13 protein-coding genes and 1 pseudogene are annotated in these 14,182 nt (G+C 65.7%); 4 read left to right on the top strand and 10 right to left on the bottom strand.

The window, feature by feature from the left end:
- Positions 1–95 precede the first annotated feature (95 nt).
- A complete protein-coding gene (gene gltA, locus Q1V43_RS12225) occupies positions 96–1,391 on the bottom strand; it encodes a citrate synthase (RefSeq protein WP_300518302.1) in 1,296 nt (431 codons plus the stop codon).
- 51 nt (positions 1,392–1,442) lie between these two features.
- Positions 1,443–2,857 (bottom strand): annotated as a pseudogene (gene gltX, locus Q1V43_RS12220) (glutamate--tRNA ligase).
- Between the two features lie 76 nt (positions 2,858–2,933).
- On the opposite strand from gltX, the gene Q1V43_RS12215 reads away from it, so the two are divergent.
- Positions 2,934–4,973 (top strand): ComEC/Rec2 family competence protein, encoded by a 2,040-nt coding sequence (locus tag Q1V43_RS12215; RefSeq protein WP_300518300.1) that lies wholly within the window; start codon positions 2,934–2,936, stop codon positions 4,971–4,973.
- A 69-nt stretch (positions 4,974–5,042) separates the two neighbouring features.
- Here Q1V43_RS12215 and lexA read toward each other — a convergent pair whose 3' ends face one another.
- The 7 genes from lexA to Q1V43_RS12180 form a co-directional block, all read right to left on the bottom strand.
- Entirely contained in the window at positions 5,043–5,744 is a 702-nt protein-coding gene (lexA, locus tag Q1V43_RS12210; RefSeq protein WP_300518298.1) for a transcriptional repressor LexA, read from the bottom strand.
- A gap of 170 nt (positions 5,745–5,914) precedes the next feature.
- Positions 5,915–7,087: a gephyrin-like molybdotransferase Glp gene (glp, locus tag Q1V43_RS12205; protein WP_300518295.1), complete on the bottom strand. Its 1,173-nt coding sequence runs from the start codon at positions 7,085–7,087 to the stop codon at positions 5,915–5,917.
- Positions 7,084–7,569, bottom strand: coding sequence for a cyclic pyranopterin monophosphate synthase MoaC (gene moaC / locus Q1V43_RS12200; protein ID WP_300518293.1), 486 nt, complete (start codon positions 7,567–7,569; stop codon positions 7,084–7,086). Before moaC ends, glp begins: the two co-directional genes overlap by 4 nt.
- Complete coding sequence (gene trpC, locus Q1V43_RS12195) at positions 7,566–8,369, bottom strand: indole-3-glycerol phosphate synthase TrpC (RefSeq protein ID WP_300518292.1); 804 nt, start codon at positions 8,367–8,369, stop codon at positions 7,566–7,568. Before trpC ends, moaC begins: the two co-directional genes overlap by 4 nt.
- A gap of 4 nt (positions 8,370–8,373) precedes the next feature.
- Entirely contained in the window at positions 8,374–9,012 is a 639-nt protein-coding gene (locus tag Q1V43_RS12190) for a uracil-DNA glycosylase (RefSeq protein ID WP_300518291.1), read from the bottom strand.
- Positions 9,009–10,025 carry an anthranilate phosphoribosyltransferase gene (gene trpD / locus Q1V43_RS12185; protein ID WP_300518289.1) on the bottom strand — a complete coding sequence of 339 codons (1,017 nt, stop codon included), beginning with the start codon at positions 10,023–10,025 and terminating at the stop codon, positions 9,009–9,011. Before trpD ends, Q1V43_RS12190 begins: the two co-directional genes overlap by 4 nt.
- On the bottom strand, positions 10,022–10,603 hold the full coding sequence (locus Q1V43_RS12180) for an aminodeoxychorismate/anthranilate synthase component II (RefSeq protein ID WP_300518287.1): 582 nt from the start codon (positions 10,601–10,603) through the stop codon (positions 10,022–10,024). The genes trpD and Q1V43_RS12180 overlap by 4 nt, the downstream gene beginning before the upstream one ends.
- A 123-nt stretch (positions 10,604–10,726) precedes the next feature.
- On the opposite strand from Q1V43_RS12180, the gene Q1V43_RS12175 reads away from it, so the two are divergent.
- Positions 10,727–12,244 (top strand): divergent polysaccharide deacteylase family protein, encoded by a 1,518-nt coding sequence (locus Q1V43_RS12175; RefSeq protein WP_300518285.1) that lies wholly within the window; start codon positions 10,727–10,729, stop codon positions 12,242–12,244.
- Between the two features lie 137 nt (positions 12,245–12,381).
- Here the strand turns inward: Q1V43_RS12175 and Q1V43_RS12170 are convergent, their stop codons facing one another.
- The gene (locus tag Q1V43_RS12170) at positions 12,382–12,810 is read right to left on the bottom strand and encodes a cupin domain-containing protein (RefSeq protein WP_300518283.1); all 429 of its coding nucleotides are present in this window, start codon (positions 12,808–12,810) and stop codon (positions 12,382–12,384) included.
- Positions 12,811–12,955: 145 nt separating this feature from the next.
- Between Q1V43_RS12170 and Q1V43_RS12165 the strand changes: the two genes are divergently transcribed.
- Together Q1V43_RS12165 and Q1V43_RS12160 are read left to right on the top strand one after the other, a co-directional pair.
- Positions 12,956–13,288, top strand: coding sequence for a GYD domain-containing protein (locus tag Q1V43_RS12165; protein WP_300518281.1), 333 nt, complete (start codon positions 12,956–12,958; stop codon positions 13,286–13,288).
- Positions 13,289–13,404: 116 nt separating this feature from the next.
- Positions 13,405–13,830 (top strand): GFA family protein, encoded by a 426-nt coding sequence (locus Q1V43_RS12160; protein ID WP_300518278.1) that lies wholly within the window; start codon positions 13,405–13,407, stop codon positions 13,828–13,830.
- Positions 13,831–14,182: the final 352 nt, after the last annotated feature.

The following is a 14,182-nucleotide window of genomic DNA, read 5'->3' as shown; positions in this document are numbered from 1 at the left end:
CATTTGAGTACAGGTGTCAGAGCGCAGGACATGCCCCTGTCCGAAAAAGAAAAGCCGCCCCGTGGGGCGGCTTTCCGGTCCGGTTGTCGGGCGCCTCAGCGCTCTTCCACATCCGTGTAGTCGCGCTGTGCCTCGCCCATGTAGAGCTGGCGCGGGCGGCCGATCTTGTGCGCCGGATCCGACAGCTGTTCCTTCCACTGCGAGATCCAGCCCACGGTGCGCGACAGCGCGAAGATCGGAGTGAACATCGAGGTCGGGAAGCCCATCGCCTCCAGGATGATGCCCGAGTAGAAATCGACGTTCGGGAACAGTTTCTTGTCGATGAAATAGGGGTCGTTCAGGGCGGTCTGTTCCAGCTCCTTGGCGACCTGCAGAAGCGGGTTGTCCTCGACGCCCAGCAGTTCCAGAACCTCGTCGGCCGACTGTTTCAGCACGGTCGCGCGCGGGTCGGTGTTCTTGTAGACGCGGTGGCCGAAGCCCATCAGGCGGAACGGGTCGTTCTTGTCCTTGGCGCGGGCCAGGAATTCCGGGATGCGATCGACCGAGCCGATCTCCTTCAGCATCTCCAGACAGGCCTGGTTGGCGCCACCGTGGGCCGGACCCCAGAGGCAGGCGATGCCGGCGGCGATACAGGCAAACGGGTTGGCACCCGAGGACGAGGCCAGGCGCACGGTCGAGGTCGAGGCGTTCTGCTCGTGGTCGGCGTGCAGGGTAAAGATGCGGTCCATGGCGCGGGCCAGGATCGGGTTCACCTCGTAATCCTCGGCCGGAACCGAGAAGCACATGTGCAGGAAGTTGGAGGCATAATCCAGGGAGTTCTTTGGATAGATGAACGGCTGGCCGATCGAATACTTGTAGGCCATCGCGGCGATGGTCGGCATCTTGGCGATCAGGCGATGCGAGGCGACCTCGCGCTGACGCGGGTCCGAAATGTCGGTCGAGTCGTGATAGAAGGCCGACATCGCGCCGACCACGCCCACCATGGTGGCCATCGGGTGCGCGTCGCGACGGAAACCACGGAAGAACATGTGCATCTGTTCGTGGATCATCGTGTGGCGCGTGATGGTGCGCTCGAATTCTTCCAGTTCGGCGGCCAGCGGCAGGTTTCCATAAAGCAGCAGGTAGCACACTTCGAGGTAGTGCGATTTCATGGCCAGCTGGTCGATCGGGTAGCCGCGGTGCAGCAGTTCACCCTTGTTGCCATCGATGAAGGTGATGGTCGAATCGCAGGACGCGGTCGAGGTGTAGCCGGGGTCGTAGGTAAAGACGCCGCCCTGGGCATAGAGCTTGGTAATATCGATCACGTCCGGCCCCAGCGTTGGGGAATACATCGGCAGATCGAGCTCCTTGTCACCAATAGTGAGTTTCGCGGTTCCTGTCTGTTCTGCCATGTCTTGTCCCTTCTCGTCCTTGTTCCTGGCCCGGCTGGGCTGGGTCGTGTCTCAGTTCGATGCGTCTTCCAGTCGGGCGATCGTTTCCTCGCGCCCGAGGACCAGCATCATGTCGAATACGCTGGGGGTCACGGCCCGTCCTGCAAGCGCGGCACGCAGCGGTGCAGCCAGCTTGCCGAACTTGGTTCCGTGGGCCTCTGCGAGCCCGTTCAGCACCCCTCCAGCGTGTCGCGATCCCAGCTACCATTTTGCAGCTGCGGCGTCAATTCTTTCAGTATACTACGGGATACATCATCCAGGGCCCTGTCGGCCTTCTCGTCCCGGTCAAGCGGGCGTGAAACCAGAGCAAATCGCGCTTTTTCAATGAGTTGCGGAAGGGTTTTTGCCGCGGTTTTCAGGCAATACATTGCTGCAGTCAGCGTTTCTTTTTGCTGCGACTGCAAAGCGGGCTGATCGGTCGCAGCCAGGAACCCCTCGATCGCGGCCAGAACGGCTGCGTCTTCCATCATGGCCAGGTGCTGACCCGATATATTGTCGAGCTTCTTGAAGTCGAACCGGGCCGGGGATTTGCCGATTCCCGACAGGTCGAACCACTCCAGCGCCTGGGCGTCCGTAAAGACCTCGTCATCGCCATGCGACCAACCCAGACGCGCCAGGTAATTGCGCATTGCCTGCGCTGGATAGCCCATCGCCTGGTATTCCTCGACCCCCAACGCGCCATGGCGTTTCGACAATTTCTTGCCGTCTGGGCCATGGATCAGGGGGATATGCGCCCAGACCGGCAGGGCCCAGCCCATCGCCTGATAGACCAGCGTCTGTCGCGCGGCATTGTTCAGGTGGTCATCGCCCCGGATCACATGGGTCACGCCCATGTCATGGTCATCGACGACAACGGCCAGCATATAGGTGGGGGTTCCGTCCGAGCGCAGGCAGATCATGTCATCCAGTTGATCGTTGCGGATGGTGACTTTGCCCTGCACCTCGTCATGGATCTCGGTCACGCCGTCGCGCGGCGCCTTCAGGCGGATCACATAGGGGGCGTCCGGGTGGCTGGCGGGATCGGCATCGCGCCAGGGGCTGCGGTAGAGGGTCGATTTCCCCTCGGCCCGGGCCGCCTCGCGGAAGGCCTGGATTTCCTCCTGCGTGGCGAAACACTTGTAAGCATGGCCATTGGCCAGCATGTCATGGGCCACTTCGGCGTGGCGGTCGGCGCGTTCGAACTGGCTCACCACCTCACCGTCATGATCGAGCCCGAGCCAGTCCATGCCCTTCAGGATCGCCGCCGTGGCCTGCGGGGTCGAGCGCGCGCGGTCGGTGTCTTCGATGCGCAAGAGGAACTTGCCGCCCCGCCCGCGGGCATAGAGCCAGTTGAACAGCGCGGTCCGCGCGCCGCCAATGTGCAGATAGCCCGTCGGGGAGGGGGCGAAACGGGTGACAACCGGGGGGGGGCTTGGGGTCTGGCTCATGTGCGTTAACCTTTTGGAAACCATGCTGCGCGTAGCGTTGGGAGTGGTCTAGAACGTGACGGAGGAGAGGACAAGAGTGACGCCCCGAACTTGGCTCGAGGCGCGGGTCGACAGGGCCCGCGGACGGCTGCTGCCCTGGGCACCGGTCTGTCTGGGCACCGGGGTGGGCTGGTATTTCCTTCTGCGCAGTGAACCCTCCTTTGGCGGCTGGATCCTGCTCGGGTTGCTCACGTTGCTTGGAGCCGCGCTTGCCTGGCGCTTCTGGCACGGGCTCGGGCCTGTGTTCCTGGGGTTGGCGCTGATTTCGGGCGGGATGGTGCTGGCCGGGGCAAAGGCGGGAAGCCTTGCCGCGCCCAAGCTGGGCTTTCGGTACTACGGCGCGGTCGAGGGGCGGGTGGTGATCATCGACCGCTCGCAATCGGACGCTGTGCGCCTGACGCTGGACCAGGTGCGCCTGGATGGTCTGCCCCCGTCCGAAACGCCCAGGCGGGTGCGGGTCTCGCTGCATGGTCAACAGGGCTGGATCGCCCCCGAACCCGGGTTGCGGGTGGCCATGACCGCGCATCTTTCCGCCCCGCAAGGCCCGGTGGAGCCGGGCGGGTTTGATTTCCAGCGCATGGCCTGGTTTCGCCAGATCGGAGCGGTCGGATATACCCGGGTTCCGGTGCTGGCGCTAGCGCCCGCCGCCGAGGGGCGCGCGGGGCTGGCCATCCACCGGCTGCGCATGTCAATTGCCGCATGGGTACGTGCCACCATGCCCGGAGAGCCCGGAGCCTTCGCCGCCGCGATCATGACCGGCGACCGTTCGCGCATGGGGCAGGAGACACTCGCAGCCCTTCGCGGGTCGAACCTTGCGCATCTCCTGGCGATTTCCGGGCTGCATATGGGTCTTCTGACCGGGTTTGTCTTTGCCGCCCTGCGCCTGCTGTTGGCCGCGGTGCCCCATGCCGCCCTGCGCTGGCCAACCAAGAAGATCGCCGCCCTGGTGGCGATGGGGGCGGGGGCTTTCTACCTTGCGCTGTCGGGGGGAAATGTCGCGACCGAACGCGCTTTCATCATGGTGGCCGCCATGTTCACGGCTGTGCTCTTCGACCGGCGCGCCCTGTCGATCCGTTCCGTGGCACTGGCCGCGCTGATCGTGCTGGTCCTGCACCCGCAGGCTTTGGTCGAGCCGGGTTTTCAGATGTCTTTCTCGGCCACCACGGCCCTTGTCGCCGTATTTGGCCTGCTGCGCGACTGGGAGGGCTGGCAGGCTCCCCGCTGGGCACGACCGGTGCTGGCGGTGGTGATTTCCTCTGTCGTGGCAGGGGCGGCCACCGCGCCCTTTGCGGCAGCGCAATTCAACCAGGTCAGCCATTTCGGCCTGATTGCCAACCTGCTGTCCGTGCCGTTGATGGGGGCCTTCGTCATGCCGCTTGCGGTGATCACCGCGCTGCTGGCCCCGTTCGGCCTTGCCTGGCTGCCGCTCGCCGGGATGGAGCCTGCAATTCGCTGGATCCTCGGCGTCGCCGCGCAGGTCTCATCCATGGAGGGCGCCATCGGACATGTGATCACGCCGATGGCCGGCGTGGTCCCTGCGATCGCGCTCGGGGGGCTGATTCTGATCCTCTGGCAGGGGCGCGGGCGGGTGATCGGATTCGGCCCGTTGGCCCTTGGCTTCGTGCTGTGGAACCTGTCCGAACGGCCCGACCTGTTGGTTTCGAACAGCGGCGGGCTGATTGGCGTGATGACCGCAGAGGGGCGGGTTCTGAACAAGCCCCGTGGCGAAGGGTTTGCCGCGCGCAGCTGGTTGGAGAATGACGGTGCTCCTGTCGAGCAGGCCGAAGCCTTCGCCCGCGCCGGGTTCGATGGGGAAAAGGGCGACCTGCGCATCGTTCTGAACGGTCAACTGGTTGCCCATCTGAGCGGACGCGGTGCAGCGGGCCGGGTCGGTCAGGCCTGTGCCGAAGGGGCGGTGGTGATCCTGGCCGGCGAGGCCGAAGCACCTGCGGGGTGCACTGTCTGGGATCGCAAGGCGCTGGCGGTCACGGGACCACTTGCCATTTACGCCACCGAGGCGGGGTGGCGGGTGGTTGCCACGCGGGAGGTTTCCGGCGACCGGATCTGGACCCGCTGAGGACGGGTCGTGCAATGAAAACGGGGCGCCAAACGCCCCGCATTCCCTGATTCATGATGTCGGAGGAGCTCAGTAGGTGCGGATCAACCCGACCAGCTTGCCCTGCACCTTGACCTGGCCCTCGCGCAGCAGACGGGTCTCATAGGCCGGGTTGGCCGCCTCCAGCGCGATCATGTCGCCCTGTTTGCGGAAGCGCTTCAGCGTTGCTTCATACCCATCGACCTGGGCCACGACGATATCGCCATTTTCGGCCGAATTCGTCTCGCGTATGACCACCACGTCGCCATTGTTGATCCCGGCGTCGATCATTGAATCGCCTTTGACTTCAAGCGCATAGTGCTTTCCGGCGCCGCCCAGCATACTGCCGGGCACGGCCACGTGGCTGGCCCCGTCGGTGATCGCCTCGATCGGAGACCCTGCGGCAATGCGGCCCAGCAGCGGCAGGTCGTTCAGACCAGCGGCCTCCAGCGCCATGGCCCCGGCCGGGGGGGGCACGTCCGGGCGGTCGCCCTTGATGACCAGCGGTGCGAACCCGGCACGTCCGGTCGCCTCGATCGTTTCAGGCAGTTTCACGATTTCGATCGCGCGGGCGCGGTGCGCGAGGCGGCGGATGAAGCCGCGTTCCTCCAGCGCCGTGATCAGCCGGTGAATGCCCGACTTGGAGCGCAGGTCCAGCGCGTCCTTCATCTCGTCGAACGAGGGGGGCACCCCGTCGCGCTGGATGCGTTTGTGGATGAATTCCAGCAAATCCAGTTGCTTGCGGGTCAGCATGCTCGATCCTCCAAACCCTGTCGCGTTTCGTACCCTCAAACGCCGCCGGATCACATGGCCCGGTGTGTCGCCTGCTGGTCCCCCGTCTGATGAGGGTGTTCAAGGCTTGTTCTACGCGCGTTCTCGTTTTGTGTCAACGGGCTTGGTGCCGGGTTCCGCGCGGGACTCAATCAGAAGGTGAGGTATTCCACCTCGTCGCCGACGTCGCGGGCCGGATCCTCGACCGGGCGGATCATCAGCGCGTTGGCCTGGGAAAGCACGGTCAGAAGCGCCGAATCCTGGCGGTCCAGTGCGCGAATGCCGGACCCGTCCACCACCGCGCGCATGTAGTGTTCGCGAGGGCCGTTCGGGGTGATGGGGGCGGTCAGCCGGGCTACGCGACGCGGGGCAGGTGCCTTGCCCTGGCCCAGCATGGCGCGGATCATCGGTTGCAGGAAGACATGGGCGCAAACCATTGAAGATACCGGGTTTCCCGGCAGGCCCAGCATCGGTGTCCGGGCCAAGGTGCCTGCCATCAAAGGCTTGCCCGGGCGCATGCGCACCTTGTAGAAACTCTGCTCCATGCCCATTTCGGCGGCCACTGGGCCGACCAGGTCGCGGTCGCCCACCGAAGCGCCGCCGATGGTGACAATCAGGTCCGCGTCCTGCGCCAGTTCGAACGCCGCGCGCAGGCTGTCGGCATTGTCGCGGGCGATGGGCAACATGCGGCCTTCGGCGCCCACGGCTTCGACCATGGCTTTCAACCCGAAGGAATTGGAAGCGATGATCTGGTCCGGGCCGGGCTCTTCGCCGGGCATGACCAGCTCGTCGCCGGTGGCCAGCAGCGCGACCGAAGGCTTGCGCGTGACGTCGACCTCGGGCACGTTCATCGAGGCGATCAGGGCCAGGTCGGTGGGGGTCAGCACGCGCGGCGCGTCCAGCGTATCGCCGGGGGCGAAGTCGTCGCCCGCCGGGCGCACATGCGGTCCCTTGTCAAGCTTGCGACCAAGCGTGATCAGGTTGCCCTGACGTTCCACATCCTCCTGGATGATCACGCGATCAGTGCCCTCAGGCAGGGGCGCGCCGGTAAAGATGCGCACGCATTGGCCCGGGCCGACGCGGCCGCCGAACCCGTCACCAGCGGCACTTTCGCCGATCACCATGAACTGCGCTTCCGGGTCGGCCTCGACCCCGTTCAGCGCGTAGCCATCCATGGCGGAGGCGGCAAAGGGTGGTTGCATCCGCGTGGCGGTAACAGGTCGGGCCAGAGTGCGGCCCGCGGCCCGGGCCAGCGGGATCGTCTCGGTGCCCAGCGGGGCGACCAGAGACAGGACATTTTCCAGCGCTTGCGAGACGGGGATCATGTGTCGGCCTTCCAGGTGCCAGATTTGCCACCTTCCTTGTGCAGAAGGCGGATATCCTTGATCTCCATGCCTTTTTCGGCGGCTTTCAGCATGTCATAGACGGTCAGCGCGGCGGTGGAAACAGCGGTCAGCGCCTCCATCTCGACGCCGGTCTGCCCGCCGGTCTTGACCGTGGCGACGATGCGTACACCGGGCAAGGTATCGACCGGTTCCAGCTCCAGCGCGACCTTGGTGATCGGCAGGGGATGGCAGAGCGGGATCAGCTCGGCGGTCTTTTTGCATCCCATGATACCTGCGATACGCGCGATGCCCAGCACGTCGCCCTTCCTGGCGGAGCCGGACGTGACCAGAGCGAGGGTTTCCGGCGTCATTTTCACGAATCCCTCGGCCACTGCGACGCGGGAGGTCAGGGGTTTGTCGGAGACATCGACCATATGGGCCTGGCCCTGGTCGTCGAAATGGGTGAGCGGCGAGTTGGTCATGCGGGTACCGGATTGGCAAGAAGGTTGCGGGTGGCGGCCTCGACATCGTCCTGGCGCATCAGGCTTTCGCCGATCAGGAAGACGCGGGCGTTATATGCGGCCATGTCGGACAGATCCTCGGGTGTGAAAAGCCCGCTTTCACAGACCAGCGTGCGCCCCGGATCGGCCAGTTTCGACAGGCGGCGGGTGGTGTCGAGCGTGGTCTCAAAGGTCTTGAGGTTTCGGTTGTTCACACCCAGAAGCGGAGATTTCAGGGCGCGGGCGCGGTCCAGTTCCTCTTCGTCATGGACCTCAACCAGCACATCCATGCCCCAGGAAAACGCTGCATCCTCAAGCTCTTGCGCCTGAGCGTCCTCAACGGACGCCATGATGATCAGGATGCAGTCCGCGCCCAGGGCACGCGCCTCGGCGACCTGGTAGGTATCATACATGAAATCTTTGCGCAGGGCGGGCAGCCCGGTCGCCTCGCGGGCGGCGACAAGGAATTCGTCAGCCCCCTGGAAACTGGGCGTATCGGTCAGGACAGACAGGCAGGTGGCCCCGCCGGCCTCGTAAGCCCTGGCAATCGCGGGCGGATCGAAATCGGGGCGGATGAGCCCCTTGGACGGACTCGCCTTCTTGACCTCGGCAATCAGGCCGTACCCGGTCCTGGCGGCCTCCTGCAGGGCCTTGGCAAAGCCCCGGGTCGCGGAGGCGTCACGGGCGGCGGCCTCAACCTCGGAAAGCGGGCGGGAAGCCTTGCGAGCGGCCACGTCTTCGAGCTTGTAGGCCTTGATCTTGTCCAGAACGGTTTGGGTCATGTTGTCACCAGTCAATCGGGCTGTCGCCCCTGTCTGTAAGCCATTCGTTCACCCTTGAAAACGGGCGCGAGCCGAAAAAGCCGCGCCGCGCCGATAGGGGCGAGGGATGGGCGGTTTCCACCATAAGGTGGCCCCCGGGTTGGATGAACTTGCCGAGCTTCTGTGCGTTGTTGCCCCAGAGCACGAAGGCGGTGGGGCGTTTTGACACATGGTCCAGCACCTGGCGCACCAGATGGTCCCAGCCCAGTTTTTTGTGCGCGTTGGCTTCGCCCGCGGGCACGGAGAGCGAGGTATTCAGAAGCAGCACCCCCTGGCACGCCCAATCGGACAGGTCTCCGTCCAGGCGCAACTGGCCCAGGTCGGTTTCCAGCTCGGCAAAGATGTTCCTGAGCGATCGGGGCAGGGGGGTGCCGGGCGAGACCGAAAAGGCCAGCCCGTTGGCGTCACCCGGCGTGGGGTAGGGGTCCTGGCCCAGGATCACCACGCGGGTGTCCTCGGGCCGGGTCAGTTCCAACGCGCGAAAGCGGTCCGCGTCCGGCGGCAGGATCTGGCGGGTTTCGCCGCCCAGGGCGCGGGCGATGCCCGGCCAGTGGTCGGTGAAGAAGGGCAGCTCACCCCAGGCGCCGATCCCCTGTGGTGTCATGCGCCCGACGTCACCTTGGCGAGAATCTGGATGCGTTTCAACGCTTCGCTGCTGTCGATGCTTTCGGCGGCCATTTCGACCCCTTGCGTCAGGCTGTCGGCCTTGTCGGCCACCACCAGCGCACAGGCGGCGTTCAGCAGGACCGCATCGCGATAGGCCCCCTTTTCACCGTTCAGAAGCGCGCGGAAAGCGACGCCGTTTTCTTCGGGCGTACCGCCCATTATCGCGGCAAGCGGATGCACCGGCAGGCCCGCGTCCTCGGGGTGGATTTCGCGGGCTTCAATCCTGTCACCCTCCAGCGCAGCGACGGCGGTGGGGCCGGTAATCGCGACTTCATCGGTGCCGTCGGAACCATGCACCAGCCAGGCTTTTTCCGAGCCCAGGGTCTGCAGGGTTTCCGCCATCGGGAAGATCAGGTCGGGGGCGAAGGTGCCGGTCAGCTGGCGTTTCGCGCCTGCCGGGTTCGTCAGGGGACCCAGGATGTTGAAGATGGTCTTGCAGCCCAGCTCTTGGCGCACCGGCATGACATGTTTCATTGCTGGGTGGTGCATCGGCGCCATCATGAAGCCGATCCCCGCCTCGGCCAGCGCCTTTTCGACCACATCGGCGCCGACCATCACCTCGACACCCATCTGGCCCAGAGCATCCGCCGCGCCGGATTTCGACGACAGGTTGCGGTTGCCGTGCTTGGCCACCGGCACCCCCGCGCCCGCGACCACGAAGGCGGTGGCGGTCGAGATGTTCAGCGTGCCCATACCGTCCCCGCCGGTGCCGACGATGTCCATCGCGCCTTCGGGCGCCTTCACGGGCGTGCATTTGGCGCGCATGACGGCGGCGGCGGCAGCGTATTCGGCCACGGCCTCGCCGCGGGCGCGCATGGCCATCAGGAGCCCCGCGATCTGGGCGGGGGTTGCGCGTCCCTCGAACAGTTCCTCGAAGGCGGCCTCGGCCTGGGCGCGGGAAAGCGGGCCCTCGGAGGCGGCAAAGATCAGGGGTTTCATCGCGTCGCTCATGCCGGTTCCTTCACGCTGTCCAGGAAGTTCTGCAACATCGCGTGGCCGTGTTCGGACCGGATGCTTTCGGGATGGAACTGCACGCCGTGTATCGGCAGCGTCTTGTGGCTGAGGCCCATGATCGTGCCGTCGTCCAGCCAGGCGGTGATCTCCAGGCAGTCGGGCAGGTTTTCGCGTTCGACGATCAGCGAATGGTAACGCGTGCCTTCCAGCGGGCTCGGCAGGCCCTTGAACACGCCACCGCCTTCATGGTGGATCGTGCCCATCTTGCCATGCACGATCTCGCCCGCGCGCACCACCTTGCCGCCGAAGGCCTGGCCGATGGTCTGATGCCCCAGGCAGACTCCCATCAGCGGGGTCCCGGTTTCGGCCGCGGCCTCGGTCAGGGCCAGGCAGATGCCCGCCTGGTCCGGGTCACAGGGGCCGGGGGACAGAAGGATGCCATCGGGGTTCAGCGCTATGGCCTGTTGCACGTCCAGCGCGTCATTGCGATGGACCTGAACATCCGCCCCCAATTCGCCCAGATAATGGACAAGATTGTAGGTAAAGCTGTCATAGTTGTCGATCAGCAGGATCATACGTGCGGCCTTTCGCCAATGGGGGTTACGTCTGCGGGCGGTCGGGCTATACATGTTCAGAGGCGCCGCCGAGGGTCAAGAGCAGGCGGACAGGAATCGCGGCAGGAAGTGATGGAGGTGCGCGTGGCACGCGGCATTTTTGCAGGCATTGTGAGCGGGGCTGTGGTCGGCGGGCTGGGGCTCGCAACCCTGTCGGTAGTCAACGGGCCGGTGGATCTTCCAAAGCCGGGGGGCGATGAGATCGCCGAGGCGCCGATCACCACGCCAGAGAGGGAGGCGGCAGGGGAACCCGCGGCTGTGGACATCGCCGCAGCGCCCGCCGAGACGGCGCCGGAACCCACGCCCGAGCCTGCCCCCGATGCCGAACCGGACCCGCTGCCGCAACCGGCAGCCGATGCGGAACGCGTCCCGACGCCTGCACCTGCGCCCGTACCGGCACCAGCGCCCGCACCCGCCCCGGCACAGCCCGAAACGTCCGATGCCCAGCCCGATGCCGACCAGGCTGCGGGCGAGGCGATCGACCCGGCGCCGGAACCTGACAGCCGGCCAACCGGGGTTGAAGGCGAATCGGAAACGTCGCGCCCGGATCAGGCTCCCGCCGCGCCGGGGACGGGGGCTCCGCAGACGGCGCCCGCGGCGGGAGAGGCCGCTCCCAGCCCGACGCCACTGCCGCAGACCGAGGCGGCCCTGGACCCGGCGCTCTCTGCCGGCACGGCGCCGGAAAGCGAATCCGGTGCCAGCCTGCCCGCCGCTGAGGGGGCCGGCCCTCCCGCCGTGACACCCTCCACGCTGGAGGAACCGGACCAGCCGCCTGCCGCGCCTGAAAGCAGCGAGCCGCCCGCTTCGGCGCGCGTGAAAAGCGATCCGCTGGCCCCGATTGGCAATCTGGCCCCGAACGTGACCACCGACCGCCTGCCGACCATCGGAGACGACGAAGCAGAAGCCGGGCAGCCCCCCGCTGTCGCTGCGATCTCACCGCTGGCGATCGAACGCAATGCGGTTGCGTTCGATCGACCCGCAGGCCTGCCGATGATGGCCGTGATGCTGGTTGACGATCCCGAAACCCGCGCGGGGCTGGGCGATCTGGCTAACCTGCCATTCCCGGTCAGCTTCATTGTCACGGCGGAACAGCCGGACGCGGCCGAGGCAATCGCCTTCTATCGCGGTGCCGGGGCGGAGGTCCTGATCTCGATCACCCTGCCGGAAGGCGCAAAACCTGTTGATGCCGAGGTGACTTTGCAGGGCTATTCGGGGTTTCTGGCCGATGCGGTCGGGCTGCAGGTGGACGAAAGCTTCCAGGCCTCCGGCACGACGGCGGCCCAGGTGGCACAGGTGCTGGTCGAAGGCGGCCACGGGTTGGTGTCGCAGCCACAGGGACTGAACACCGGGCACAAGAGCGCGCTGAAGGCCGGCGTGCCGGCCGGGCTGGTGTTCCGCGAACTGGACAATGACGGTCAGACAGCCGCGGTAATCCGCCGTTTTCTGGACAATGCCGCCTTCAAGGCACGTCAGGAACGCGGGGTGATCCTGCGCGGCCATGCACGGCCCGAGACGCTGAAGGCGCTGATCGAATGGAGCCTGGGCAACCGGGTGAAATCGGTGGCCATGGCGCCGGTCTCGGCGGTTCTGCTGGACGGCTGAGGACTGGAAAAAGGAGTGCCTCCGGCACCCGTGATGCCTCGGCTGCGCCCCGGGGCCGGGGCGGGGTGGGGGCGCTGCCCCCGGCACTTGCGTGCCTCCCCCGGGATATTTTTGGCAAGATAAAGGGCGCGCCGGCTTCAGGAGATGTCGAAGCCCGGGGGCGCAAGGGTAAAGCCTTCGAACTGGAAGCCCGGGGAGACGGTGCAACTGACCAGCGTGTGGTCGCCTGTGGTGCGCGCGGCCTGCCAGTGGTGCTTGGGCACGACCAACTGCGGCTGGCCTTTCGTGAGATCCGGGGTCAGCAGCTGGTCGATCTTCGGACCTTCGGCGCTTTCGGCCAGGGAGAGAACCAGCGGCGCCCCGGCGTGGTAGAGCCAGATTTCGGTCGCGTCGACCCGGTGCCAGTGGCTTGTCTCGCCTGCTTTCAGCAGGAAATAGATGCAGGTTCCGCTGGGGCGCCCCGCGCTGTTTTCTTCCACCCAGGTCTGACGATAGTACCCGCCTTCGGGATGGGGAGAGAGGCGCAGTTTCTCGATGATCTGATCGGCGGTCATGGGGGCGGGCATGGCGGTCATTCTCGGCAGGGGGGCGCCGGTCGGCGGGCAGGCGGCTGACCGAAGCCGGTTTTCGTGATAGGATCAGGGGGCACAATCGCAGAATTGTCGGGTTTCACAAGGCAAGGCCTGTCCAACACATTTGGGAGGTCAAGACATGTCATTTTATCTGTTCCACGGTCGTTACAGCACCGATGCCCTGCGCGCCCTGGTCGACGAGCCCCAGGACCGCGAGAAGATCGCCGGCGAGATGATGTCGGCGATGGGGGCCAAGCTGCATCACCTGTTCTTCTGTTTCGGGGAAGAGGATGTGATTGCCCTGATCGAAGCGCCCAGTGACGAGGTCATGGCGGCCTGCGCGCTGGTGGTCGGGGCCTCGGGCACCATGGCCGGGGGCGCCACCACCAAGCTGATGACCAGCAAGGAGGCGATGGCCGCCATGACTGCGGCCAAGGCGGGGCGTGCGTCCTACAAGCCGGTTGGTGGTTGAGGGCGCGACCTTTTCGGGTCGTTTGGTCGGGGGAACCTGGCCAGGCGGCCCTAAAGGAACGTTTTGTGTGAGTTTTGAAAGCAAGTGAGTTTTCATTGATAGGAAGGGGACTAAATATGACAAAACATGTTGGAGAATGCTTCTGCGGCGCGGTTGCGATCGAGGTGACGGGGGCGCCGGAGGGCATGGGATACTGCCACTGTGCGTCCTGCCGCGCCTGGTCGGCGGGGCCGGTCAATGCATTTACCCTGTGGAAGCCGGAAAACGTCCGGGTGACGCGAGGCGAAGACAGGTTGGCGCGTTTCATGAAAACCGAAAACAGCGGGCGGCAGTATTGCACCGACTGCGGCGGGCACGTGATGACGGACCACCCGGGGCTCGGGCTGGTCGACGTCTACGCGGCGACGGTGCCCTCGGTCGAGTTTCAGCCGGGGGTGCATGTGAACTATGCCGAGACGGTTCTGCCGATGAAGGACGGGCTGCCCAAGTTCAAAGATTTTCCGGCGGATTTCGGCGGCAGCGGCGAGACGGTCGAGGAATAGCGCTGCGCCGCAGCAGGTTACGCTGAAAGACGGCACCGGGCTGCCGGGTGTGGTGCTGCGGCCCTCGCCCTTCGCCGTGGCTGGCAAGCGGCGCGATCAGATCCGGGGAGATCTTCGTGGGCTGGTCCGTCTTCGTGATCCAGATAGCGGGTTGTACGCAGGGCAGCGTCGGCCAATCGGTGTGCCACAGGCGCTGGCGGTCAGTTTGCCCTGGAACCGCACCGGATCTTCTTTGTCATCGTGCGCAAGCACCGCGAAGCGCGCTTTGTAGAGCGCCCGGGTCATTGCAGCCCGAGTTGCCCGCCCGCCCCGGTCAGGAGCGGACGGGCAGGAGCCGGTTCATGGATGCTCG

Source organism: Aliiroseovarius sp., from assembly GCF_030148435.1.
Lineage (GTDB): Bacteria > Pseudomonadota > Alphaproteobacteria > Rhodobacterales > Rhodobacteraceae > JASBTN01.
Note: the sequence above shows the minus strand (reverse complement) of the source record. Positions and strands in the feature narration are given on the sequence as shown.